Genomic DNA, 21,184 nt, shown 5'->3' with positions numbered 1-21,184 from the left:
TGTTTTTGTATTAGTAGTATTGATTATTTATTCTTTTTTAGAGAAATGAATATGTTTTTTTATTTACTTAAAAAATCATTTTAATCATTCATTCAATCTAAAGAAAATATATATAATGTATCTTGAAATCACAATTACGGCTATTGTAGCTTTGGTTGTAGGAATTTTGATAGGGCGTTTTTTGCTCATTAAAGTTTTGACAAGCCTAAAAGAAAAAGCAGAAAACGAAGCCAAATCAATCTTGCAAACTGCAAAAGCAGATGCTGCAAATCTTTTAAAAGAAAAAGAATTATCTGCAAAAGATCACTTTTTGAAACTTCAAGCAGAACATCAAAGAGAGTCTAACAAACGACAAAAAAATGTAGCTTCTCAAGAAGCCAAACTCAAAAAACAAGAGCAGCGTTTCCAACAAATCGAATTAAAATTAAAAGAAAAAGAAGTTTCTCTAAATAAGGAACAAGAACTTTTAGGCAAAGAAATCAATAAGCACCAACAGCGAAAAGATGATTTGTATAAAAAAATGGAAGCCGTCGAAACCAAGTTTGAAGAAGCTAATCGTTTAGAAAAGGAACAAATTGTTTTATTAGAAAAAGTGTCAGGACTTTCTGCCGAAGAAGCCAAAACTCAACTCATTGAGTCTTTAGAAAAAGAAGCACATACATTGGCTACTGCCAAAATTCGTCAAATAATGAGCGATGCAGAACTTACAGCCACTAAAGATGCCAAAAGAATTGTTCTTTCTACTATCCAAAGAACAGCAACTGAACATGCTATCGAAAATTGTGTGTCTATTTTCCATTTAGAAAGTGATGACATAAAAGGGAAAATTATTGGTAGAGAAGGAAGAAATATCAGAGCTTTAGAAGCTGCAACAGGAGTAGAAATTATTGTTGATGATACGCCAGAAGCAATCACTATTTCAGGTTTTGACCCAGTTCGTAGAGAAATAGCTCGCCTTTCTTTGCATCGTTTGGTAGCTGATGGAAGAGTTCACCCAGCAAGAATTGAAGAAGTTGTTGCCAAAACAACAGAACAATTAGAAGAGCAAATCATCGAATTAGGAGAAAGAGCTGTTATCGAATTAGGAATTCACGGACTTCATTTAGAACTAATAAAATTGGTTGGAAAGATGCGTTTTCGTTCTTCGTATGGACAAAATTTATTACAACACTCTAAGGAAGTTACTCGTCTTTGTGCCACTATGGCAACTGAAATGGGCTTAAATGTAAAACTTGCCAAACGTGCAGGACTTTTACATGATATTGGAAAAGTTTGTACTGAAGATCCAGACAAACCACATGCTATTTTGGGAATGGAACTCGCTCAGCGTTATGGAGAACACCCAGAAGTCTGTAATGCAATCGGAGCGCACCACGATGAAATAGAAATGACTTCGATGCTTTCACCTGTTATTCAAGCCTGTGATGCTATTTCGGGTTCAAGACCAGGGGCAAGACGTGAAACAATGGAATCATATATTAAACGTTTGCAAGATTTAGAAAGCCTAGCTACTTCGTATGATGGCGTAAATAAGTGTTATGCTATTCAAGCAGGACGAGAATTGCGTGTTATTGTTGATGCTGAAAATGTAATGGACGATAAAGCCGATGAAATTGCATTCAAAATTTCACAACAGATTCAAACTGAAATGCAGTACCCAGGGCAGGTAAAAGTTACAGTTATTCGTGAAAAACGAGCTGTACATTATGCTAAATAAATTTAGAAATTAGATTTTAGAAGTTTAATTTCTAAATTTGTATTACTTCTAATTTCATACTTCTAAAATCTAACTTTATTTATGCTTCTCGCTCCTTCTATTCTCGCTTCTGATTTTGCTAACCTTCAAAACGAGGTTGAAATGCTCAATAAAAGTCAAGCTGACTGGATTCATATCGATATCATGGACGGTGTTTTTGTGCCAAATATCTCGTTTGGTATTCCTGTTTGTGAAGCGATTGCAAAACACGCAAAAAAACATTTAGATGTTCATTTGATGATTGTCAATCCTGAAAAATATGTAGATAATTTTGCTCGTGCAGGAGCAAATACAATTTCTGTTCATATTGAAGCCTGTCAACATTTACATAGAAACCTTCAACAAATTCGTAATTTAGGATGTAAAGCAGGAATTGCAGTAAATCCTCATACTTCTATTTCTCAATTAGAAAATGTGATTGAAGAAACAGATTTAGTTTGTTTGATGTCTGTAAATCCAGGTTTTGGTGGGCAAAAATTTATCGAACAGACTTATAAAAAAGTAAGTCAGTTAAAAGAATTAATCTTAAAAACAGGCTCAAAAGCTCTTATCGAAATCGATGGAGGTGTAAATGCACAAAATGCAAAAAAACTTGTCGATGCAGGTGCAGACGTATTGGTGGCAGGTAATTTTGTATTTTCTTCTCCTGACCCAATGGAAACAATCAGTAGAATAAAATCATTAGTTTAGATTTGTAATGAACTGTAAGTCAGCGAAGCTAAAATGGCTTGCATACTGTACCCTACTATTTTTTTAAATAACAGTAGTATGGCTTGCCTTTTCCTAGTAAGTAGTTTTATTTCAAAAAATTCTAACAAATACAATAATTTTGATTATTTTTAATTGAAAATGAAATTTCTATGCGCTTCTCTCAACTAACTTTCTGAAAACGTTTGTAGCATTTCTTTCGTTACTATTGAAATTATATCAATTTATTGCTTATTTATATTAAACTACCTCTGCCGTTGTTGGTGTCTCCACCAACAACATCATTTTAAAATAAAAAACTATGCTCTTTGACAGATTAAAAAATATTATTCGCTCTACTACTAATGATTTCTTAGAGAAAAATGGACTTTCAGATGATGATTATATGAAAGCTATTGAAGATGAATATGAAAAAGAATTTGGTTCTTTAGGAAATAATGATTCTACTTCTTATTCTAGTGAATTTGATACAGAGTATGAGTTTACTGCGCCTAAAGCCAATCCAAAAGAAAGAATTTATTATCATACTTTGGGTCTTTCAGAAGGAGCTTCTTATGAGCAAGTCAAGACAGCTTATAAAAAACTAATGAAAGCATATCATCCAGACCGTCACCAAGCAGATCCAAAAAAACAACGTTGGGCAGTTGAGCAATCTCAAAAAGTAAATGAAGCCTATTCTTATTTTAAAAAGAAATATGAGAAATAAAATGATTATTTAAACTAGAAAATAAGTTGATAAGTTAAAGCCCTTCAAAAATTTATTCTGTAAAGATTGTAAGGATTAAAAATTAATCAAAAACTATTGCTACTTTTATAACGTTTGCAAAAGGATAAGACCTTTTTTATGGATTAGAATGAAGTAGGATATCAAAATTAAATAAGTTACTATTAGTTAAAATCATGATTGACCTACACCATCTTTCAATTCATAATTTTTAATTTGTAATTCTTCCAAGGTCATTTTCCCTATTCTAAATTATTATTATTTGTTATTTTATATGTGGATATTTTTTAAACGTCTTTTTAATGTTGGAAAAGCTAAAGCACACGCCAAACTTGATAAAGTAGAAGATCCTGTTGCGCTCACAGAACAATCTATAAAGGATTTGAAACAAGACCTTGCTGAAAGCATGAAAAGTCTTGCTGAAATGAAAGCATTAGCTATTCGTACAAAAAGAGATGTCCAGCAAGCACACCGAGCAGCAGACCAATACGAACAGAGAGCGATGCAATTTATAGGCAAAGCAGAACAAGGTGATATTACTATGGATGAAGCTGATCGTTATGCTCTGAAAGCACTTGGGCAAAAAGACCAAATTTTGAGAGTTTCTTCTGCAAACGAGCAAAACTTACGTGCTTATGAAAACATGATTCGTAAGCTAGAGATTGATATTCAAAAAATCCGTACCCAGATAAATACGTGGGAAGGCGAACTTAAAACCCTTAAAGTTCGCTCACGCCTTTCTGAAACGAGCCGTCGTCTTAACGAACGCATGTCTTCACTTAGCAAAAACAGTATGAGTGATATGTTAGACGATATGAAAATGAAAGTAGAAGAGCAGGAAGCATTAGCTCAATCCTATGAAGATATTGCCATTAATGATAGCGATGTAGATAAAGAAGTAGATAAAGTATTGGGTAAAAATGCAGCAGCATTGCCTGAATTACCTACTCCACAAGACGCTCTAGCACAATTAAAAGCTAAAATGAAAGCATCACCTAAAACGACAGAGGAATTGATAGAAGAGGCTAATACAACTACTGTCACAAAAAAAATAGGTTCTTATTCAGAAAATGAGCAAGAAAATAATGCTACAAGCACAGAAGAAAAGAAAAATATTACTTTCAATAAAGTTGAAAAAAGTATTCCTCCAAAACGTCCACGTTTGCGTATTAGAAAAGAAGGTTTTGATGACTAAAATAGAATCAATGTCTTAAAATATTTGACTAACTAAACAATTATTTGTATCTTGGATTTTTACAATACTATCTTTTTATTGTGAAATTAGTTCAAGTAAAATTATTATCAAATATTATCCTAGCCTACTTATTTTATTATGAAAAAACTATTTTTACTCCGTCATGCACAAACGGAAGGCTATAGTCTTTCAAACCCAGATTTAAAACGAAAACTGACCGAACATGGTATTCAAGATGCTATGCGTTTGGGACAACTTTTACGTGAAGAAAATTTTGAAGTAGATAAGATTGTTAGTAGTGTTGCTGTTAGAGCGCAAACTACGGCTCGTCTTATTGCCAACGGAATGCACTATGCTCCTTCTCAAATACAAATAGAAGAAGATTTATATCAATGTTCAGAAGTAGATTTGCTACGTTTTATCAATCAAATTGATGATAACTATATCAATAATTTGTTTTTGGTCAATCACAACCCCGCTGTTTCTGCCCTAATTTATTTACTTTCAGAAAAAGATTATGGATTTCTAAGTCCTTGTAGTTTAGTTATTTTTTCTTTTGATGTAGAAAATTGGACAGAAATAACACGAGGAAGTGGCAAAATAGAAGAAATTCGTGTTCCAGAAAATGGCTTTGAAGTAGTTACTCTCTAAATTAATCAAACATAATTCGTTTGGCAATACTTCTTCCCAATGTAATTTCATCGGTATATTCAAGTTCACTTCCAATAGGAACACCACGAGCAATTCCACTGACTTTTACCCCTTGTTTTCTTAGCTTTTTAGTGAGATAAAAAGCTGTTGTATCCCCTTCCATTGTAGCATTAAGAGCTAAAATAACCTCTTTCACGCCATTTTGTGTGCGTTCTAGTAAAGAATCAATATTCAAATCTGACGGACTAATTCCCTCAATAGGCGAAATAACTCCCCCTAAAACGTGGTACAATCCATTATATTGAGCCGTATTTTCAATAGCCAGCAAATCAGGAACTTCTTCTACTACACAAATCAGTGTTTCATCTCGCTTCGGACTTTTACAAATACTACAAATATCTGTATCTGAAATAGTATGACATTTTTTGCAATACACTGTTTTTTCACGAAGAGCAATTAATGATTTAGTGAGTTCTTCTACGTCTTGCATTTCTTGTCTAAGCAAGTGCAGAGCCAAACGCAAAGCTGATTTTTTACCAATACCTGGCAAACGAGAAATTTCGTTTACAGCATCTTCTACTAATTTGGAGGGATAATTCATAGTTCAGTTATCAGTTTTTCAGTTACTAGTAAACAGTCATCATTTAAAAACAATAGAATATTTTGACTGCAAAAAACGTAATCTCTATAGCTTTAGTTATATTTTAAAAGACTTTTTTTAATACTCTCATAGCAAAAATAGCTTACAAAAATACATAAAATAGAGCAGCTTTGAAAGCTGTTTTAGTGGGTGTATATAGATGAATTATAAAATCTCTACCCAAATATTTTTATCACAAACAGCTTTCCGAAGTGGTTTGAGTTCATTGAATGTACCTGTTGTAATAGTTGAGTGTCCTTTTGCATTTGCCTCTGTGACTACATCAAAAGCATCTCCAGAAGAGAGTTTACAAACTTGAATAAGTGTTTTGATAATATAGTCTAGCTCATTTTTTTCATCTTTGAAAAGAACTAACTCACGTTCTAAAGAAGCATCTAGTTGTTCTTCCGACTCAGTAAGTGTTTCAATTAATGTTTCTGTTAGTTGTTTCCTTTGAGGAGTAGATTTTTGATTGGCGTATATGGTTTTCATAATAACGATTTATTTTAATTCTGTATGTGAATAGAAATTCTATTCATAAATAATGTTTGAGATAGAATAAAGTTTAAGCTATTTTTGTAAAAAGCAAAGAAAGTAATAGTATTTTAGTTCGTAACTTTTAATTCGCAATTGAATATGATAAGCGTCGTAATGCCTGTTTTTAATGGAGAAAAATTTCTCAAAATGGCTATTGAAAGCATTTTAAATCAAACTTATACTGATTTTGAATTAGTCATTATAAATGATGGCTCAACCGATAAAAGTGCAGAAATCGTAAAATCGTATCCAGATACTCGTATTCATTTTTTAGAGAACGATGGAAATAAAGGTATTTTTTATACTCGTAATCGTCTTTTTGATGAAGCCAAAGGAAAGTATATTGCCATTTTGGATTGTGATGATTATGCAGAACCAACACGATTAGAAAAACAAGTTGATTTTTTAGATAAAAATAATGAATTTGGTTTGGTAGGTTCTTGGATTACACTTATTGACGAGGAAAATACAATCAAAGGAGCTTGGCAACTAGAACATCGTCCAGAAAGAATTCCTGCAAAACTGCTCTTTTTTAATCAATTTGCTCAGTCTTCTATCATGATGAGAAAAGAATTTGCAGATTTAAAATATAGAGAAAACTATCCACCAACAGAAGATTACGACCTTTGGATACGTATTTCACAAAAAACTAGAGTTATAAATTTGGCTGAATCTCTAGTAAAATACAGAATTCACGAAAATAATATTAGTCAAACCCAAAAAGAAACAGCAAGTAGAAATATATTGAAAATTTATAAAAATCAATTAGAAGAATTAGGAATTTATGCCAATCAAGATGAATTAATCATTCATAAAAAAATAGGAAATATGGATTTTGAGCAAAATAATATTTCTTTTTTTGAAAAAGTACAGCATTGGTTAGAACTGCTTCATTCTAAAAATCAAGAAATAGAAATTTATAATAAACTCGTTTTTAATGACCTTTTAGGAGAATATTGGGCAGAGCTTTTATCTAAAAACATTGACCTTCCTATTTCTAAGAAAGAATTTCATAATTCTGTTTTGTCTTCTTACCTAAGTTCCACAAAAAAAAGTAGCCTTTCAAAAGCCTTTAGATTGCGTTCTTTCCCTTTTAACTCAACAGTAAAGCCTATTTTGAACCGTTGGCAATCTTGGAAAAACAGAAAAAAATAAATTTAATTGTTTTAGCTTCTGTAACTTCTGTTACCAAATTGATAAAAAGAAGACACTAACTTTGTTGTATTCAATTTATTTTTATACACTCTAAAATTATATATAATTATGTTAGACACACTTAAAAATTTATTTAGTTCATCAACTCCAACAGATTACAAAGCTCTTTTAAAAGAAGGAGCGATTATTATTGATGTTCGTTCGAAAGGTGAATATACAGGAGGACACATTCAAAATTCTAAAAATATTCCTTTAGATACTTTAGCAAATCAACTTGGACAGTTTAAAGACAAAAATCAAATTATTATTACCTGTTGTGCATCTGGAATGCGTAGTGGAAGTGCAAAAAGTTTATTACAATCAAAAGGTTATACCAATGTCTATAATGGTGGTGGCTGGTCTAGTTTGAACGGAAAGATTTGAAGAAAGAAGGTATATAAAAGACAATCATAATTAAAAATAAAAACGGTATTTGATTTTTGAATTCAAATACCGTTTTTTTAATTATTTCTTTTTGATTAAAATTTCTCCTTCATCAGTTATTTCAATGATTCCTTCTGGAATATCTGTTTTATTGAGATTTTGAATAATTGGAATTACTCTTTTCTGTTTGTCAAGTGTAACTCCTCCACGCCCAAGCTGAATAATAGGTGTAATCTGTCCAGAAATAAATTTACCTTCATTATCAACTTTCAAATTCACAATTGGTGCAAGTCCACTTTCTCCACGCAAACTAAAACGGTCATACGTACAAAAGTTTCCCAAACTATAAGCTATAAATCTATCTTTATACACTTCCATAGCACGAGTAACGTGAGGCCCATGTCCGAAAATAATATCTGCTCCTGCATCAATCATTGTGTGTGAGAAAGCATACACATTTCCTCTATTCTCGCCATAAAAAGTTTCTGTTTTTCGTGTAATATGCTGTTTACTTCTACCTTCTGCTCCCCCATGAAAAGAAACAATAACGACATCACAAGAATCATTTAATTTTTTTACAATTGCTTCAGCTGCTTTTATATCTCTAATATCCATTGTTCCAGAATTAGGAGCAAAGGCTGCAAAGCCATACTTTATTCCTTCTTTTTCAAACATTGTATAAGGAGACGAAGTAAGACCTGCATATTCTACATCAATACTTTCTAAGAATTTTTTACCATTTTCTCGTCCTTCATTGCCAAAATCGCCTACATGATTATTTGCAATACTGACTACATCAAATCCACCTTGTTTCAATACATCTTCAACTAACTTTTCAGGCATACGAAAAGCATAACAAACAGCAGGATTTGAACAGTGTTTTACTTGTCCTCCTTTATCTAAAACAACACCTTCCAAATTTCCGAAAGTAATATCTGCACTTTTTAGGATTGAGTCTACTTCTGCAATCAAATTTTTACCTTCGTTGGGTGGTAAATGGGCAGCAGAAGGAAAATTTGTTCCAAACATCATATCTCCCACTCCAATAATTTGAAGAGTTTGTTTTTTTGAATTATCAGCTACAGAGGAAAGCAGGCTATCTTTCAGTTTTAGCTTTAAGGAATCAGTCAAGTCATTAATAAGAGCTAAAGAATCATTTGTGCTATTTAAATTTTGAGTTGCTTTATAATCTGTTTGGCTACAACCAAAATGAGAAATACTAATAGCAGGAAGGAAAAAAATGAGAAAGAGAATTTTTTGAATTTTCATAAAAACTAGGGGAATGATTTTTTATAGTGAGTATAAATAATAATATTTTAAATATAAAATTAGTCAGAAATAATTGATTAATAAAAATCAAAAAACGTTAATTATACATTAATAAAAATTTAATTTGGTTATAGCTTGTAAAAACAAATAAAATTTCGTATATTGACTGTGTCAGTAATTTAACTGACAAGAAGTAAGAATTTATGTCTGTCTTTATAAAAGATATAACTACTTACTCATTTGTGCTTCAATTTTTCTAAAACACTAATTAAATGATTTTTATTGCCACAGAAGACCAAAAAGGGAAAATAACTGCATTTTTTTCAAAAAACAAGAAACAACTTAAAGAAAAAGGATTCAAATGGATTCGCAAATTTGACGACGAACACCGTGCTATTTTATGGGTAAATGAAAGCTATTTACTCAATCAAAAAGAATTTCTTTATTAAATTAAATATAATTATATATAAATGTTAAGCGAATTAAAATGAAGAGAACAAAAAGTAATTATTCATTCGTAATTCAACATTAATAATTATTCAAAATAGTCTTTCGCTATTATTTCTAAATACTCGTGATACGGACTTAGTTTGGGGAGCGCATTTTTTACTTTTAGATACAATTGCTCTGCATAGAGCTTGTCATTTTTCCCAATAGCTTGTGATAATTCAGTCAGATAATCATCCATAATAGGCGAAATTTCGGTTACACTTCCTAAAAGACGAGCCAAAATTTCGCTGATTGTCCAAGCCCACGGCATTCCTTCCATCAAAAGAGGGTGAGCAATAATTCGCTCATCTTCCCATTCTAAAGAAATAACATTATTAGCAGACATTGATTGAATCATAAATGGACTTTGTGTGCCTACCAAAAACTGTGTATTAGGAAAAACCTCTGAAAGACGAGGAATAAGTGTGCGCTGCAAATTAGGACTTAAATGCACATCAATTTCATCAATCAAAACAATTGCTTGTATACTTTCTGGATGTTGTAAATCAAAAGGATGTTGAATGGCTCGTACACATAAATCCAAAATCCAACTAAAGACAGTTTGAAAACCGTCTGACATAGCCGAAATAAGAGCTTCTCCAGCAGAAGTTTGAAAAATAAAATCTCCATCTTTATTCAATCCTAAAAGTCCTTGCTCTAACTTTTCATCTTGGTCACTCTCTGCAATATTTTGAGGAGGAGAAAGCAAACGATTAACTATTTTTCGAATGGCTTCAATGTTATTTTCTATATAAAAATAGGTACTATGGTCGTCTTCACTCTTTAAAAAGCCATTTTCACCAAATAAAGAAGCAATAGGTGCAAAAGTACGATGTTGAAAATCATAATTTTTCATTCCTCTTTTTCCAGTACTGTATCCTAGAATCAATAAGTTTTCACGTATTATTTCAAAATAACGGCGATGACTTCCTGTATTCATCACTCCATTTTTATCAATCTTAAACTTAATATTTACTTCTTCTCCAAAACCTTGTAGACGCAATACTAAATGTCCTGCGTCTTTATTGCCATGAACGACATTTTCCCAGCCATAATTAATTGGAGGTTTAGGAATATTGGAAAGACCTAATGCAATAAGTTGCAAAATTGTAGATTTTCCTGTTCCATTTGTTCCTACAATAAGTGTAATATTCTCTTTTGTATGAATATGAGGCAAATCAATAGATAGTTTGTCAAAACAGCGTATATTTTTGATAAACATAGACTCCAAAATAAGCGTATTGTCTTCACTTGCTCGCTGCTCTTCTGGAAAATCAATATTCAAGAAAGGTGTAATTGTTTCTATAAAATGAACTTGAACTTGCTCCAAAACACGCATCACTTCAAAATCTTCACACTCTTCAATAAAAAAATATTCAAAATTGAAAAGCATATTTTTACCCAACATAGCATGTGGCGTTCGTTGTGCAGCCATTGCATTTAATTCTGTCAAAACAGGCTCAAAATGCTCTCGTAATAGTGAAAGTGGTGCTGGATAACGAACTGTTTTTTCTAAAAGGTCAGTAGCAGCTTGATAGAGTTTTTGAGTAATTTCACGTATAATTCGATGACGAGCTACTGCTGACGAACCCATATTTATTTTATAGGCTGTAATAGTAGAAGCTGCACGCAAATTTCTTTTTATAGGCTGTAAATTTCCTTCTCTATCAATGGCAATATATTTTTCAGGAACATCTAATTCGGGATTGATAATAAGAGGATCTTCTGCCAAATGAATATCTGAACTGGCACGCCAAAGAGTTCTATCTTCTGGTGGAGTTTTTACTCGTTTGTGCTTATTCATTATTGGAAACTGACTATCTTCATAGAGTTTGCATTCTTCACAAACAGGTAAAAGATTTGTCCATTCATAAATTAACCAATAATACAGTTCTGGTGGACGATAATGAGTCAGAAAAGCAGTTGATTCTTCAATAGAAATTCCTACTTCACAAAAGGCACATTTGTTATAATGAATTTCAAGAAGCTTGCCCAAAACATCTTCATGCATCAGAATATCCAGACGAGGATACCCCACAAACTTTCCTATCTCCAAAACTGTCTGAATAACTTTTTCAGTTGCTGGAGATTGTAAAATAGCAGGAACATCATTTGGATTTTTTCGTACTGAAATCATAAAATTAATTTAGTTGTTGGTGTCGGCTGTGCTACAACACCAACAACGGCATTGGAGTTTATTACGTTTACGTATTTTGTTGGCTTTCTTTCAAGTAAAGAGCTAATTTTTCACAAAGTTGATGAATTTCTTGTGCCATATACTCGTCATTGGTAGCTCGCAGAAGCGTATCTGCCATTCCACCCAAAATATTAATACTAAAACCTTTCATTTCTTCGACAGGCATGTCTTTTGTCCACAGGTCTAGGCGAAGACAATTTTTTTCATGACCATCCCAAATAGCTAAAGCAATCGCTTTTGCTTCTTCAAGTTGCTGTCCAGAATCACTTGCTTTCCAAAATATCTTTTCTGGAAGGTCTTTGTCATCTAATTCTATACTAAAACGGATTTCAGATTGTTTCATTTTGTTGTTTTATATGATGTTGCTCATGAATACACAAGCAACGGCGAATAATGAAGACAAATTTACGAAAAAATAAACTCTATTATAATCAACCTGATTACTAATTTAATTTTCATATAATTCCTTAAAACTACAAAAAGCAGCCAATTTATTATATTTCATTTTTGTAACTTTGATTTATGGAAAAAACAATGAATATTGACGATTTTTATAAGTGTACTTCATATCCGATTCCACCTTCTTTGCGTTATGAAGTCGGACATTTTAATGTATTCAAAATAGATGAATTTTCAGGGAAAAATTCAAAACCTATTCCCTATAATAGAAGAAATTATTACAAAATCAGTGTAATTATAGGAAAAAATAGAGTACATTATGCTGATAAGACCTTTGAAGCTGAACATAATACTTTACTTTTTGCTAGTCCTCACATTCCTTATGACTGGAATCCTCTAACAGAAAATTTGAGTGGTTTTTTTTGTGTTTTTACAGAAGAGTTTTTTCATAATTATGGAAATATAAAAGATTATCCTGTTTTTAATCCAAGTGGAAATTCTGTTTTTTCTATTTCTGATGAAGATGTTAAAGCTTTTTCATTGATTTATGATAAAATGTTTAAAGAAATAAATTCAAATTACGAATACAAATATGATGTATTGAGAAGTTTAGTTTTAGAAATTGTTCATAAGGCTATCAGAATGTATCCTGCTCAAAAAACAGAAGTACATACAAATGCAGCTATGCGAATTTCGAATTTATTTTTAGAACTTTTAGAACGACAATTTCCTATTGAAGATACATTTCAGAAAATTAATTTCAAAACACCTTCTGATTTTGCCAATCAATTAGCTATTCATGTCAATTATTTGAATAAAACATTGAAAGAAACTACACAGATGACTACTTCTGAGCTAATTGCAAAACGTGTTTTGCAAGAAGCCAAAATAATATTAAAACATACAAAATGGAATATTTCAGAAATTGCTTTTTCATTAGGTTTTGAAGAAACAACTCATTTTAATAATTTTTTCAAAAAACATCTTCATCAAACTCCTACTCAATTTAGAAATAGTTAATAGAGATTTGATTTTCGTAACTTTTGGTTTGATTTGTAATAACCACTAGCTCTTTTTTCCTGCTACTTTTGTAAGGTAATTTATTCAAAACCATTTATAAAAAATCAAACACATGGAAAATCAAACAAAAATCGCAGTAGTAACAGGTGGAAGTCGTGGATTAGGAAAAGATATGGCAATAAATATTGCTAAAAAAGGAATTGATGTTATTCTGACCTACAATAGCAACAAAGAAGAAGCTCAAAAAGTAGTAAAACAAATTGAAGAAATCGGACAAAAAGCTGTTGCACTTCAATTAAATGTAGCAGAAATTAAAAGTTTTGATTCTTTTACAGAGAATGTAAAAACAGCTCTAAAAAATGACTTTAATTCTTCAAAAATAGATTTTTTAATCAATAATGCAGGCATAGGAATTCATACTGCTTTCACTCAAACTACTGAAGAACAATTTGATATTTTATCAACTATTCATCTCAAAGGAGTCGTTTTTCTTACTCAAAAAATGTTGCTAATTATGAATGATGGAGGAGGAGTTGTTAATATCTCTTCAGGATTGACACGTATTGCTTTAGCAGGATATTCTATTTATGCTACTATGAAAGGAGCTATCGAAACTCTTACTAAATATCAAGCAAAAGAATTGGGGGAAAGAAAAATTAGAGTAAATGTAGTTGCCCTGGAGCAATAGAAACAGATTTTGGTAATGGAACTGTACGAGATAATGCTGATGTAAATGCTTTTATTGCTGCTAATACAGCTCTAGGACGTGTAGGTTTACCTGATGATATTGGAAGTGTGGTTGCTTTTTTGTGTACACAGGATGCAAAATGGGTAAATGCACAACGTATTGAAGTTTCGGGTGGACAAATGATTTAGTTTTGTTTTTGATAAAGATACAAAAGTCTTCATTCTACTAGAATGAAGACTTTTGTATCTTTAAATTTGAATTTCGGTTTTTACCCAAGGATTCAATGAGCTATTCTTTTTTTTAAAATTGCTTGATAATATTTTACTCGTTCTTCCTTTTCCCAATTTGTATAAATTTCAATAATTTTATTTAATTCATCTGAACTAATATCAGTTTCATCTTTTTTTAGAATATCAGACAGCATAGTATTTTCAAGTTTTAATTGTCTGATTTTTTTTCTACAAATTATACAATGAACAGGTACTGAATCAATCCAAAACTTTAAACTTTCAAACCAATATTTCTTTTCCTCTTTAGAAAAAATAAAATCTGAATTGCAATTTCTACATTTAAGATGGGAGTCATAATAGGCATAATTCGGATTCCAAGAGTAATTTTGCAAACTAGGGTTTGCTTTAATTGCTTTTTTATCTTCTAAACAAATATCACAAGCCCAATCAAAATTACTATCTATAAAACTATTATATGTATCAATTTTTAAATCCTTATAGTGATTGTATTGAATTTTATCTACTTTTTCCATTTCAGAAATTGCCATCTTCATTTCTGTTTACTAAGTTCTTGCTTTGATTTTTCTCTTTCTTGGTAAATGTCATCTATAAATTGCTCTACATCAAAGTTCTCGTTTTCTACTAAATTTTCTTGCGTTTGACAAGAAACAAACTCTACAAACTCCATTCTTTTGAGAAGTTCTAAAAGAAACTCCATTTTGCTATTATCCGTAATTTGAAGTGTTAATTGTGTCATAATTTTATTATTTAAACGAAATATAGTATTATTTTTAATAAAACGTAATAATGTAATTTTTAGTTTTCTATATAAATGGCTATTCCTCCATCTCCCTCAAAACCTCCACAGTTTCCACACTTACTCTACAAACTTTCCTCAAAAGCTCAATGAGTTGTTCTTTTTGATTATCAAAGGAATACGTAGTAAAAACATCTTCTTCAACAGCTTTTTTTACAGTTTTATCTCTTAATTTTCGTTCGCTGTGATGTTCCAAAACCCATTCTAAAGCACTTCTAACACCCAAACGATAGTGCCATGCTTCTTCTGGAATGTTTTTCAGATAGGTAGTTTCATCAATCCAAACTAAGCTGCGAACTCTATCAGCTTTCAAAATAGCCTTTTTCTTAGATTTATTCTCTGTTTGTTCTTCCTCATTATCTTCTTTTTCTTCTCGCTCTAAAGGATAAATTGTAACATCTTCATAATTGAGATGCAGATTTAATAGTTTTTCGCCCCAAGTTGCCCACTTCCAAAAATCTTCATACATCGGAATTCGTGGCAGTTCGGTATGAAGTATTTTTTGATACTTTTTACGGTATTCTGGTGAGTGCAAAACGGCATAGATATAAGCAAAAATAGTGTCTTTGGTTAGTGTTCTTGCCTCTTCTTGATTGTCTTTCATAGACTGCAAACTCTTTTTCAACTCCTTAAAATTCTTTGCTTTAAATTTTACAGGTTTGGAAGAATAATGGTGACGAAACTGCTCTAATGCCCAATCAGTAATATTTTCTTTAAACTCTTTTGTTTCTTCATCAAAAAAGTATTTTGCAAATGTATGTGTTGCTCTTGCACCATAGCCATTATCAGGAATAAAATTGGTTGCATGAACTACTAAAGGAACTTGCTTATGAACTGTTACACAAATAGTCGGATTTGGTGTTTGTTCTTTTTGAAGTGGAAAAAAACGAAATTGTTGATACGGACGATGCGTAATTACCTCATCTACATAAACAAACTGCTTTACAAAAGGACGATAAGAAGCCTCACGAATCTTAAATGAATCATAATTGGTGCTTTCATTTCTTTTTAGACGTTGCATTAGTTCGGCATTCCATTTTATCTTAGTTTTATCTGTCGGATTGGTTGTGCTTTTCACACCTAAGAAATTTTGCAAGAGTTCGCTTTGGTCAGAATTATGCCACTTTTGACGCTCTTCTTCATAATTCTGACTAAAATAATTTGCTTTTTTTTCTAAATTAGTTTTATCAAAATCATACATCCACTCATCTCTAGCTGTCAGAAGTGCAGGAGATGCCCATTTGAAAAGAGCCGTTTCTTCATCTGCAAACTGTGCTGTTTGGGTAACTTTATGAGAAAGAGGCATAAAACCCAAAAAATCATCTTCGGGAAGTGCAATCCAATAATTTACAGCCTGACTTACTTTTTTGAACGATAAATTTTGAAATTGTGTGCGAGAAAGAGCTTCTCCAAAGTTTTTTAAAGATTTGTAAGGCTTAGTAGATTTCCAATAAAACACAGGACATTGAGAACGCAAATGTGCCAAACGAAAACCATTTGAATAATTATTTTTATTCTTACGAACCAAAAAAAGCAAAGCCGATTCGTTTTCTTTTGCACTAAAGTCTTTCGTACTGTCTTTTGATAACTCTGTTTTTTCTTCTACAATATTGCTAGGGTTTTCTTTTTCTACATTTTTGTATTCCAAATCCATCACATAAATACTATCAAATTCTGCCTGCACTCGCCTTCTAAAACCCTCATAGGTAGGCGCATGCAAGACAACTGATGGAAGCCAAACAGCAATAACACCTTTGTCAGTAAGTCTGTCAGTTGCCCAACGCACAAAACGCAAAGGCACAGGAGAAAAGGCATTTTTTTCATAAATAGGTGTATAAGCTGCCATGACACGGTTATCAATGGCTGCAAAATTTACTTCGTCATTATTTTTATTTTTTTCAGAACAAATTAACTGATTTTGTTGACTAGTTTTGAAAGAGTTTCCGACAATAATATGATAACTAGAATCAATTGAACGGTAAAAATCTTGAGCTTCACTTTCTTGAGAACCAAAAAGTAGAGTTTGTTTTGGAACATCTACAAAATAAGCTGCGTTTGCCCAAAAAATAGGAGGTGTATTATAATTACTTCCATTTTTACCTCCATTATTTAGACTTGTTTTCCATAAATAATACGACCAAATAGAAAGCGTACACGTATAAGATTGACCCACAGAAGGCTGAATATCTTGAAAAAAAGTACCTTGATAGAGTGAAGGAGCTTCAAGATTGGCGATAGATTGCTGAATAAAATTTGAAAATTCTAAAGGAGCAACACCAACCTCAAATTTGCGTTGCCAATAGACAATAATTTGTTCTTTTTCGGCTTTAGAAAAATTAAATGAAACTTCTTTTAATGACAAACAATATTTTTTCCATTGCTCTAAAAAACCATTCTTAAAGAAAACAGAAAAAGCATCTAATTTTTGAAAAACAACATCTGATTTTATAAAAAAATTAGGGTCTGAACTAGTAGAATCTTCCGTAAAAAATAAATTTTCTAATAAAGGAAATACAATTTGATGTGACAGAATAGCCGTTTTGAGTAAATTCTCATCAGGAAGACTATGAAACTCAGAAGCAAAAGCACCTAAAGTACGATAAGCAACCTGCTGACGAATTTTATTTTTATCAAATTCGTTTTGCAAAGATTCTGTTAAGTTATCAACTGCAAAAAACTTAGGGAGTTCAGTATTTTTATTCTCCGTATTCATCAAAAAACGCTTCCTTTAATTCTATCTTATTTTTGTAGTAAAGTTTAAAGACAAAACTACAAAACATTTAGCTATTTTTAGTGAATTTTGTGGTTAGTTTGTCGAAGAGCGTAGAGTTTTATTTTTATCAACCTAATTTTCTGAATACAAAAAGTAAAAACCAATCCTAAAAGTAGAACAGGATAAATTATACAAAAAATAAAAAAGTTAATTTCGTAATACGATAAATCTAAAATATTGGCAAGATTGATAATAAAATCAGTACAATAGAAATAAAGTTTTGCTATAAAATCAGTTAGAAAACTGTTTATAGAATTATTCATCAAGATAAAAAAGAGTGTATTTTCTTGTCTTAAAGATTGAGCTTTTTTGATTTGGCTTGGTAAAGACAATGATTTGATTAGCAAAAAATACATCAAGAGAGGAATCAAAATCACCAAAACTATGATATTTGCACCTCTATATTTTCCAGTAGATTGTAAAAAACGAATTACTCCAAAATAAATTGGGTCAGTAAATGGAAAGTAATTTTGAAGAATTTTGACGTGATTTTCTTTGCAATAATTTTCTATGTTATGACACGCCCACGAACATTTTTTAGGGGATTTTATGACTGAATTAATAGCTATAATTCCTTTTTCTTGAAACGATTTTTCTGTTATGGTTGGTCTGACAGCTTCATTTATGAGTATCATTAGCAAAAAAGGGAAAACTAATAAAGTTATATTTCTGAGCAGAATGAAAAATGATTTCATATAAATTTATGTTTAACCGTCAACGAGGCATAAAGCCATCGTTGAGGTTTTTTTTCGTAAAAGTCACAATTTTCTACCCAAAAACCAAGTCAAAAACACGCCCATTCCTACTACCGTAATCGAAGACAAAGGCATCAAAATAGCAGCCACGATAGGCGAAAGTGTTCCACTTACAGCAAAACTAAGTCCAACCAAATTATAACAAAGCGAAATCAAAAGACCAAAACGAACTACCCAAATTGTCTGGCGAGCATAACACATAAATTTGGCAAGTTTTGGTAAAGATTCGGCTCTCAAAATGGCATCACAGGCAGGCGAAAACTGTTCTTGATTTTCACTAATGGCAATTCCGAAATCAGACTGTTTTAATGCTCCTGCATCATTAAGTCCGTCGCCAATCATAAAAATAGATTGATTTTCGTCTGTTTTAGTTGTCTTTAAATTTTTCAAAAACTCTAGTTTGTCTATTGGTTTTTGATTGAAGTGAATGTTTTTTTCTCCAAAAATATCCACAAAACGCATTTTTTCACGCTCTGTATCGCCTGAGAGCAAAGAAAGTTCGAAATTTTGGTTCTTAAATTCTTGTAAGAGATTCAAACTATTTTCTCGCAATGGATTCAGAAGTTCGAAATAACCTTTTACTTCATCGTTTTTACTTACAAAAACAACTGATTTTTGGTTCTCGTTAATACTGTTCAACTCTGAGGAATTGAACACACGATTATTCATTCCTACAAAATTAGCATTTCCAATTTTCCAAGTATCAAAACCTATTTTATTTTTAGGATTCTGAATTTTGGCTTGCGTTCCTGCTCCTATTTTTTCTTCAAAATCATAAATAATTCCTTCTCCAAACTCTGAAATGGCTGCATAAATTGCCTTACTAATTGGGTGCAAAGAATAAGAAGCCAAAGCAGCTAAAGCCTGTTTGTCTTCGATAGTTAATTCTTCATTTTTCTGAATACTTTTCCAAATTGCACTCGGAGTTGAGGTCGTAAGAGTTCCTGTTTTATCAAAAATAAGATGCGCTTTTTGAGAAGCCAACATTTCAATAGAATCTGTATTTTTCAAGAAAAACAACTTTTTCGCCAAAATCTGTCTAGCATTTCCAAAAGCAAAAGGCGCATTGAGAGCCAAAGCACACGGACAAGCCACAATCAAAACTGAAGTAAAAACATTAATAGCAATCTGCCAACCTTCGGCATACAACCAATACGAAGCACTTCCAAAAGCAACCAACAAAACAAAAATCGTAAAGTTTCTGCCCCAACGCTGCGTTAAATTTTTTAGAAGTTTTGAGTTGTCTTTATCAAATGTATCACTGTTCCAAAGCTGCATCAAATAACTTTGAGAAACTGTTTTGAGTAATTTTATACGCAACGGTTCGCCCCATTGCCTTCCTCCTGCATACAAACGCTGCCCTTTTTTGCATTTTATAGGTTCAGATTCGCCACTTACAAAACTATAATCAATTTGAGCTTTTCCTTCCAAAAGCTCGCCATCAGCAGGAATAAGTTGTCCATTTTTTACAATTACAATATCATTAATTTTTAAATCAGACAATGAAATTGATTTTGTAGTTTTATTATTCGTATCATTTTCTAGATCATTATTAACTTCCAAAAGAGCAGCCAAAGGAAAATAAGATTGATAATCTCTTTCAAAAGAAATGCTATCAAAAGTACGACGTTGAAACCATTGTCCAACCAAAAGAAGGAAAATCAAGGCAGCCAAAGAATCCAAATATCCTGCACCTGTTTGACTTATAATTTCGAAAATACTTCTACCAAAAAGAGCTGTTATTCCTAGCGCAATTGGAATATCAAAATTAAGAGTTTTATGTTTGATGGCATAAAAAGCATCTTTGAAATAATTAGCACCACTAAAAAGCAAAACTGGAAGTGATAATAAAATATTAAGATACCCAAAAAAACGAGGAAAATCATCTTCTACAATCGGTAAACCCAAATATTCGGGAAAACTAAGCAACATCAAGTTACCAAAACAAAAACCTGCAACTCCCAAACGAAGCAGAAAATTAGGAGGCAAATTATCCGTTTTTTTCTTGTTTTTAGATTCTAGTTTTAGGTCTGGCGAATAACCTAATTTTGTCAGATTTTCTACCAAAATACGAAGCGAAATGGTCTTACTATAAAAACTAACGCTTGCCTCTCTACGCAAATAATTGACCTTTGAATCTTGCACACCTTCAAATAAATTAGGTAGTTTTTCCAAAAGCCAAACACAAGAAGCGCAATGAATTTGAGGTAATTTGAAGGTAATGCGTGTAAAATTTCCGTCTGTAAAATCGACAAGTTGGCGCATCAATTCCTCATTATCCAAATAAGTAAACTGTTCTGGATTTTCTATAATTGAACTAGGCGCAATTCCTGTTTTTTCAAGGTTATAATAATTATCTAATCCATTTTTTGTCAGAATATCGTATACCGTTTGGCAGCCTGTACAACAAAAATCATGTTCATCAAACTCAATTGGATTTGAAGGACAATCATCGCCACAATGATAACAAGGGGTTTTTTCAGACTTTTTTATTTTTTTATTTGCTTGTGTATGTTCCTGTATCGGATTTTCTAGTAAGGTAGCCATAATTGGTAGAGATATATTTTGATTTTACTCTACAAAATTACCTTTTAAAAAGGGCTTAAAAAATGAAGTTTATCAGCTTTTTGGGTGGTTTTTAGTTGGTTTTGAGGGTATTTCCAAACCAAATAGTAACTATACCGTTTTGTAAGAATATTTTATATTACCTAATTTTAGGTTACAAATAATCTAATATACCCTACTATTTCTATTTTTG

21 protein-coding genes are annotated in these 21,184 nt (G+C 31.7%); 11 read left to right on the top strand and 10 right to left on the bottom strand.

Annotated elements, in window-relative coordinates:
- Nucleotides 1-115: 115 nt before the first annotated feature.
- The 5 genes from rny to V9L05_RS13230 all read left to right on the top strand — a co-directional run bounded on the left by rny (nt 116) and on the right by V9L05_RS13230 (nt 5,034).
- Nucleotides 116-1,717 carry a ribonuclease Y gene (rny, locus tag V9L05_RS13250; protein WP_338812364.1) on the top strand — a complete coding sequence of 534 codons (1,602 nt, stop codon included), beginning with the start codon at nt 116-118 and terminating at the stop codon, nt 1,715-1,717.
- Between the two features lie 81 nt (nt 1,718-1,798).
- Nucleotides 1,799-2,446: a ribulose-phosphate 3-epimerase gene (gene rpe / locus V9L05_RS13245; RefSeq protein ID WP_338792775.1), complete on the top strand. Its 648-nt coding sequence runs from the start codon at nt 1,799-1,801 to the stop codon at nt 2,444-2,446.
- A 319-nt stretch (nt 2,447-2,765) separates the two neighbouring features.
- Nucleotides 2,766-3,170 (top strand): J domain-containing protein, encoded by a 405-nt coding sequence (locus V9L05_RS13240; RefSeq protein WP_338792776.1) that lies wholly within the window; start codon nt 2,766-2,768, stop codon nt 3,168-3,170.
- 292 nt (nt 3,171-3,462) lie between these two features.
- Nucleotides 3,463-4,383: a PspA/IM30 family protein gene (locus V9L05_RS13235; RefSeq protein WP_338792777.1), complete on the top strand. Its 921-nt coding sequence runs from the start codon at nt 3,463-3,465 to the stop codon at nt 4,381-4,383.
- A 138-nt stretch (nt 4,384-4,521) separates the two neighbouring features.
- Nucleotides 4,522-5,034, top strand: a complete 513-nt coding sequence (locus V9L05_RS13230) for a histidine phosphatase family protein (protein ID WP_338812361.1) — start codon at nt 4,522-4,524, stop codon at nt 5,032-5,034.
- A gap of 1 nt (nt 5,035) precedes the next feature.
- Here V9L05_RS13230 and recR read toward each other — a convergent pair whose 3' ends face one another.
- Both recR and V9L05_RS13220 read right to left on the bottom strand, forming a co-directional pair.
- Entirely contained in the window at nt 5,036-5,635 is a 600-nt protein-coding gene (gene recR / locus V9L05_RS13225) for a recombination mediator RecR (protein ID WP_338812359.1), read from the bottom strand.
- A 204-nt stretch (nt 5,636-5,839) separates the two neighbouring features.
- The gene (locus tag V9L05_RS13220) at nt 5,840-6,166 is read right to left on the bottom strand and encodes an ATP-dependent Clp protease adaptor ClpS (protein ID WP_338812358.1); all 327 of its coding nucleotides are present in this window, start codon (nt 6,164-6,166) and stop codon (nt 5,840-5,842) included.
- A 144-nt stretch (nt 6,167-6,310) separates the two neighbouring features.
- Here V9L05_RS13220 and V9L05_RS13215 point away from each other — a divergent pair, with 144 nt between their 5' ends.
- Both V9L05_RS13215 and V9L05_RS13210 read left to right on the top strand, forming a co-directional pair.
- Nucleotides 6,311-7,366, top strand: a complete 1,056-nt coding sequence (locus tag V9L05_RS13215) for a glycosyltransferase (protein WP_338812357.1) — start codon at nt 6,311-6,313, stop codon at nt 7,364-7,366.
- Nucleotides 7,367-7,474: 108 nt separating this feature from the next.
- Nucleotides 7,475-7,789: a rhodanese-like domain-containing protein gene (locus V9L05_RS13210; protein ID WP_338812356.1), complete on the top strand. Its 315-nt coding sequence runs from the start codon at nt 7,475-7,477 to the stop codon at nt 7,787-7,789.
- Nucleotides 7,790-7,870: 81 nt separating this feature from the next.
- On the opposite strand, the gene V9L05_RS13205 is transcribed toward V9L05_RS13210, so the two are convergent.
- Nucleotides 7,871-9,058, bottom strand: coding sequence for a CapA family protein (locus V9L05_RS13205; RefSeq protein ID WP_338812354.1), 1,188 nt, complete (start codon nt 9,056-9,058; stop codon nt 7,871-7,873).
- 272 nt (nt 9,059-9,330) lie between these two features.
- On the opposite strand from V9L05_RS13205, the gene V9L05_RS13200 reads away from it, so the two are divergent.
- Complete coding sequence (locus V9L05_RS13200; protein WP_338792784.1) at nt 9,331-9,507, top strand: hypothetical protein; 177 nt, start codon at nt 9,331-9,333, stop codon at nt 9,505-9,507.
- An 86-nt stretch (nt 9,508-9,593) separates the two neighbouring features.
- Here the strand turns inward: V9L05_RS13200 and V9L05_RS13195 are convergent, their stop codons facing one another.
- The gene (locus V9L05_RS13195) at nt 9,594-11,684 is read right to left on the bottom strand and encodes an AAA family ATPase (protein ID WP_338792785.1); all 2,091 of its coding nucleotides are present in this window, start codon (nt 11,682-11,684) and stop codon (nt 9,594-9,596) included.
- 67 nt (nt 11,685-11,751) lie between these two features.
- Nucleotides 11,752-12,087: a gliding motility protein GldC gene (gene gldC, locus V9L05_RS13190; protein WP_338792786.1), complete on the bottom strand. Its 336-nt coding sequence runs from the start codon at nt 12,085-12,087 to the stop codon at nt 11,752-11,754.
- A gap of 179 nt (nt 12,088-12,266) precedes the next feature.
- Here gldC and V9L05_RS13185 point away from each other — a divergent pair, with 179 nt between their 5' ends.
- The 3 genes from V9L05_RS13185 (at nt 12,267) to V9L05_RS13175 (ending at nt 14,039) form a co-directional block, all read left to right on the top strand.
- A complete protein-coding gene (locus tag V9L05_RS13185) occupies nt 12,267-13,163 on the top strand; it encodes a helix-turn-helix transcriptional regulator (RefSeq protein WP_338812353.1) in 897 nt (298 codons plus the stop codon).
- A 112-nt stretch (nt 13,164-13,275) separates the two neighbouring features.
- Nucleotides 13,276-13,851, top strand: coding sequence for an SDR family NAD(P)-dependent oxidoreductase (locus V9L05_RS13180; protein WP_338812352.1), 576 nt, complete (start codon nt 13,276-13,278; stop codon nt 13,849-13,851).
- Nucleotides 13,848-14,039 carry an SDR family oxidoreductase gene (locus tag V9L05_RS13175; protein ID WP_338815422.1) on the top strand — a complete coding sequence of 64 codons (192 nt, stop codon included), beginning with the start codon at nt 13,848-13,850 and terminating at the stop codon, nt 14,037-14,039. The genes V9L05_RS13180 and V9L05_RS13175 overlap by 4 nt, the downstream gene beginning before the upstream one ends.
- 92 nt (nt 14,040-14,131) lie before the next feature.
- Here V9L05_RS13175 and V9L05_RS13170 read toward each other — a convergent pair whose 3' ends face one another.
- The 5 genes from V9L05_RS13170 to V9L05_RS13150 form a co-directional block, all read right to left on the bottom strand.
- On the bottom strand, nt 14,132-14,629 hold the full coding sequence (locus V9L05_RS13170; RefSeq protein WP_338812351.1) for a zinc-ribbon domain containing protein: 498 nt from the start codon (nt 14,627-14,629) through the stop codon (nt 14,132-14,134).
- Nucleotides 14,630-14,631: 2 nt separating this feature from the next.
- Nucleotides 14,632-14,838: a hypothetical protein gene (locus tag V9L05_RS13165; protein WP_338812350.1), complete on the bottom strand. Its 207-nt coding sequence runs from the start codon at nt 14,836-14,838 to the stop codon at nt 14,632-14,634.
- A 79-nt stretch (nt 14,839-14,917) separates the two neighbouring features.
- Nucleotides 14,918-17,611 (bottom strand): type ISP restriction/modification enzyme, encoded by a 2,694-nt coding sequence (locus V9L05_RS13160; RefSeq protein WP_338812349.1) that lies wholly within the window; start codon nt 17,609-17,611, stop codon nt 14,918-14,920.
- Between the two features lie 77 nt (nt 17,612-17,688).
- Entirely contained in the window at nt 17,689-18,366 is a 678-nt protein-coding gene (locus tag V9L05_RS13155) for a hypothetical protein (protein ID WP_338812348.1), read from the bottom strand.
- Nucleotides 18,367-18,429: 63 nt separating this feature from the next.
- A complete protein-coding gene (locus tag V9L05_RS13150; RefSeq protein ID WP_338812347.1) occupies nt 18,430-20,973 on the bottom strand; it encodes a heavy metal translocating P-type ATPase metal-binding domain-containing protein in 2,544 nt (847 codons plus the stop codon).
- Between the last annotated feature and the right edge of the window lie 211 nt (nt 20,974-21,184).

The sequence above is a fragment of the Bernardetia sp. Wsw4-3y2 genome (genome assembly GCF_037126295.1).
GTDB lineage: Bacteria > Bacteroidota > Bacteroidia > Cytophagales > Bernardetiaceae > Bernardetia.
This window is presented reverse-complemented; position numbering and strand designations above follow the sequence as displayed.

What these genes read in the sequence shown, in the direction of transcription:
- V9L05_RS13160 (WP_338812349.1), bottom strand. Translation starts at nt 17,611, where the DNA reads ATGAATACGGAGAATAAAAATACTGAACTCCCTAAGTTTTTTGCAGTT.
- rpe (WP_338792775.1), top strand. Translation starts at nt 1,799, where the DNA reads ATGCTTCTCGCTCCTTCTATTCTCGCTTCTGATTTTGCTAACCTTCAA.
- V9L05_RS13240 (WP_338792776.1), top strand. Translation starts at nt 2,766, where the DNA reads ATGCTCTTTGACAGATTAAAAAATATTATTCGCTCTACTACTAATGAT.
- V9L05_RS13220 (WP_338812358.1), bottom strand. Translation starts at nt 6,166, where the DNA reads ATGAAAACCATATACGCCAATCAAAAATCTACTCCTCAAAGGAAACAA.
- V9L05_RS13230 (WP_338812361.1), top strand. Translation starts at nt 4,522, where the DNA reads ATGAAAAAACTATTTTTACTCCGTCATGCACAAACGGAAGGCTATAGT.
- V9L05_RS13170 (WP_338812351.1), bottom strand. Translation starts at nt 14,629, where the DNA reads ATGGCAATTTCTGAAATGGAAAAAGTAGATAAAATTCAATACAATCAC.
- V9L05_RS13180 (WP_338812352.1), top strand. Translation starts at nt 13,276, where the DNA reads ATGGAAAATCAAACAAAAATCGCAGTAGTAACAGGTGGAAGTCGTGGA.
- V9L05_RS13205 (WP_338812354.1), bottom strand. Translation starts at nt 9,058, where the DNA reads ATGAAAATTCAAAAAATTCTCTTTCTCATTTTTTTCCTTCCTGCTATT.
- V9L05_RS13195 (WP_338792785.1), bottom strand. Translation starts at nt 11,684, where the DNA reads ATGATTTCAGTACGAAAAAATCCAAATGATGTTCCTGCTATTTTACAA.
- rny (WP_338812364.1), top strand. Translation starts at nt 116, where the DNA reads ATGTATCTTGAAATCACAATTACGGCTATTGTAGCTTTGGTTGTAGGA.
- V9L05_RS13200 (WP_338792784.1), top strand. Translation starts at nt 9,331, where the DNA reads ATGATTTTTATTGCCACAGAAGACCAAAAAGGGAAAATAACTGCATTT.
- V9L05_RS13150 (WP_338812347.1), bottom strand. Translation starts at nt 20,973, where the DNA reads ATGGCTACCTTACTAGAAAATCCGATACAGGAACATACACAAGCAAAT.
- recR (WP_338812359.1), bottom strand. Translation starts at nt 5,635, where the DNA reads ATGAATTATCCCTCCAAATTAGTAGAAGATGCTGTAAACGAAATTTCT.
- V9L05_RS13235 (WP_338792777.1), top strand. Translation starts at nt 3,463, where the DNA reads ATGTGGATATTTTTTAAACGTCTTTTTAATGTTGGAAAAGCTAAAGCA.
- V9L05_RS13155 (WP_338812348.1), bottom strand. Translation starts at nt 18,366, where the DNA reads ATGAAATCATTTTTCATTCTGCTCAGAAATATAACTTTATTAGTTTTC.
- gldC (WP_338792786.1), bottom strand. Translation starts at nt 12,087, where the DNA reads ATGAAACAATCTGAAATCCGTTTTAGTATAGAATTAGATGACAAAGAC.
- V9L05_RS13165 (WP_338812350.1), bottom strand. Translation starts at nt 14,838, where the DNA reads ATGACACAATTAACACTTCAAATTACGGATAATAGCAAAATGGAGTTT.
- V9L05_RS13185 (WP_338812353.1), top strand. Translation starts at nt 12,267, where the DNA reads ATGGAAAAAACAATGAATATTGACGATTTTTATAAGTGTACTTCATAT.
- V9L05_RS13210 (WP_338812356.1), top strand. Translation starts at nt 7,475, where the DNA reads ATGTTAGACACACTTAAAAATTTATTTAGTTCATCAACTCCAACAGAT.
- V9L05_RS13215 (WP_338812357.1), top strand. Translation starts at nt 6,311, where the DNA reads ATGATAAGCGTCGTAATGCCTGTTTTTAATGGAGAAAAATTTCTCAAA.